This window comes from Rhizobacter sp. P1_G5 (genome assembly GCF_056405435.1).
This window is the reverse complement of record NZ_JBFUCB010000827.1, coordinates 1-2154: the sequence shown is the minus strand read 5'-3', so window position 1 is coordinate 2154 and position 2154 is coordinate 1. Positions and strand designations below refer to the sequence as shown.

The 2154-nt window shown below is 67.0% G+C and carries 3 protein-coding genes; 2 read left to right on the top strand and 1 reads right to left on the bottom strand.

Annotated elements, in window-relative coordinates; translation table 11 throughout:
* A partial coding sequence (locus tag AC1D12_RS31600; protein WP_477845132.1) for an SDR family oxidoreductase occupies positions 1-647 on the bottom strand: 647 nt, incomplete at its 3' end.
* A 134-nt stretch (positions 648-781) separates the two neighbouring features.
* Here AC1D12_RS31600 and AC1D12_RS31595 point away from each other — a divergent pair.
* Positions 782-1909 carry an NADH:flavin oxidoreductase/NADH oxidase gene (locus AC1D12_RS31595; RefSeq protein WP_477845131.1) on the top strand — a complete coding sequence of 376 codons (1128 nt, stop codon included), beginning with the start codon at positions 782-784 and terminating at the stop codon, positions 1907-1909.
* A gap of 54 nt (positions 1910-1963) precedes the next feature.
* Positions 1964-2154 (top strand): hypothetical protein (locus AC1D12_RS31590; RefSeq protein WP_477845130.1); only part of this gene is annotated, 191 nt, incomplete at its 3' end.

Sequence of the window (2154 nt, the reverse complement as noted above, 5' to 3'; positions counted from 1 at the left end):
TTCTTGCCCTGCTCGGTCTTCCAGTGGTGGTGGTTGATCTCGGTGTCRATGTAGCCGGGGCAGATCGCGTTGACGTTGATGCCGTAGCGGCCCCATTCGAGGGCCATCGCGCGGGTCATGTGGATGACGGCCGATTTGCTCATGCAGTAGACGCCGATCTGGCCGAGCACCTTGAGGCCGGCCATCGACGCGATGTTGACGATGCGCCCGCCGGTGAAGGTGCCGGGTGCGGCGCCCTTGGCGCGCGCCAGCATGCGCTTGGCCACCTCCTGGGCGACGAAGAACGAGCCCTTGGTGTTGGTGTCCATCACGTAGTCGTAGTCGTCGGGCGTCACGTCGGTGAGCTTCTGCGTGGTGCTGACGCCGGAGTTGTTGACGAGGATGTCGAGGGTGCCCATTTCGGTCTCGGCGTGGGCGATGGCGGCCTTGATGCTGTCGTGGTCGGTCACGTCGAGCTTGACGACGTGGGCGTCGCCGCCGCCGGCCTCGATCTCGGCGCGCAGGGTTTTGAGGCGTTCGACGCGGCGGCCRGCGAGCACGACGGCGGCGCCTGCTTTCGCGAGGGTCTTCGCGAACTGGGTACCCAGTCCGCTGGAGGCACCGGTGACCAGCGCGACGCGGCCGGAGAGATCGATGCTGTAGCTCATGTTCTGGCTCCTTGACTTGTTCGATGTGGCGGCACGCCGCCGACCCAACGTCAAAGACCCGGGGTCAGCGGCGGCCAAGGCTGTGGGGCAAGATAGCACGAAGCCACCGTGCTTCAACCGTCTGCAGGAGTCCGATGAATCCCACCTTGTTCCGTCCGCTCGCGCTGCGCGAGCTCGAGCTCTCCAACCGCGTGATCGTCGCGCCGATGTGCCAGTACTCGGCGGTCGACGGGTCGGCCACCGACTGGCACGTGATGCACCTGGGCGCGATGACGCAGGGTGGTGCCGCGCTGACGCTGATCGAGGCCACGGGCGTGAGCCCCGAGGGCCGCATCACGCCGGACTGCCTGGGGCTGTGGAGCGACGAGAACGAAGCCGCGCTGGCGCGGGTGCTGGCGGCGATCCGCCCGCATGCCAAGGGCGCGATCGGCATCCAGCTGGCGCATGCCGGCCGCAAGGCCTCGAGCGCCCCGCCGTGGAAGGGTGGGCAGTTGATCCCCCCGCAGAACGGCGGCTGGACGCCGTGGGCGCCATCGGCGGTGCGCCAGCGACCGGAAGAGGCGCCGCCGCACGCGATGAGCGAGGACGACATCCGCACGGTGATCGCGCAGTTCACGAAGGCGGCCGAGCGCTCGCAGCGGCTGGGCCTGGACGTGATCGAGCTGCACTGCGCGCACGGCTACCTGATGCACCAGTTCCTGTCGCCGATCAGCAACCAGCGCACTGATGCGTGGGGTGGCAGCCTGGAGAACCGGATGCGCCTGCCGCTGGCAGTGTTCGATGCGGTGCGGGCGGTATGGCCGGCGCACAAGCCGCTGGGCGTGCGCGTGTCGGCGACGGACTGGATGGAGCACAGCGAAGCGCCGAGCTGGACGCTGCCGCAGACGGTGGAGTTCGCGAAGGCCTTGAAGGCACGCCGCTGCGATTTCATCGATGTGTCGTCGGGCGGCATCACGTCGCAGCAGCAGATCAAGCTGGGCGCTGGGTATCAGGTGCCGTTTGCACGCGCCATCAAGGAGGCCACCGGCCTGCCGACGATGGCGGTCGGCCTGATCACCGAACCGTCGCAGGCCGAGCAGATCCTGGTGGATGGCGATGCCGACATGGTGGCATTGGCGCGCGGGATGCTCTGGAACCCTCGGTGGGTGTGGCATGCAGCGGCGGAGCTGGGTGGGCAAGTGCCGCCGCCGCCGCAATACGGGCGGTCTGCACCGCGGGCGCATGCGGATGTGCTGACCGGGGTTCCGTTCGGCGGACGGTGACTGTCCAGCTCGCATCGCCTCGATGGGGCCGATGCGATGCGAAGCGAGCGAGGCGTGTGGAGAAGAACGGTCAACAATCCCAATGAAGGAGGATGTGCAGCCGAAGTGGCAGTGTTGTCCGAAGCGGGCCAGAACGAACCGTATGGTTTTGTATTGAAGCTCTTTGCTTTGGTTACTTTCATTTGGGCTCAAATGAAAGCGAAGCTTCGGCGAAGCCAAAGTGACTCGCCCGCCGGGGCGAAACC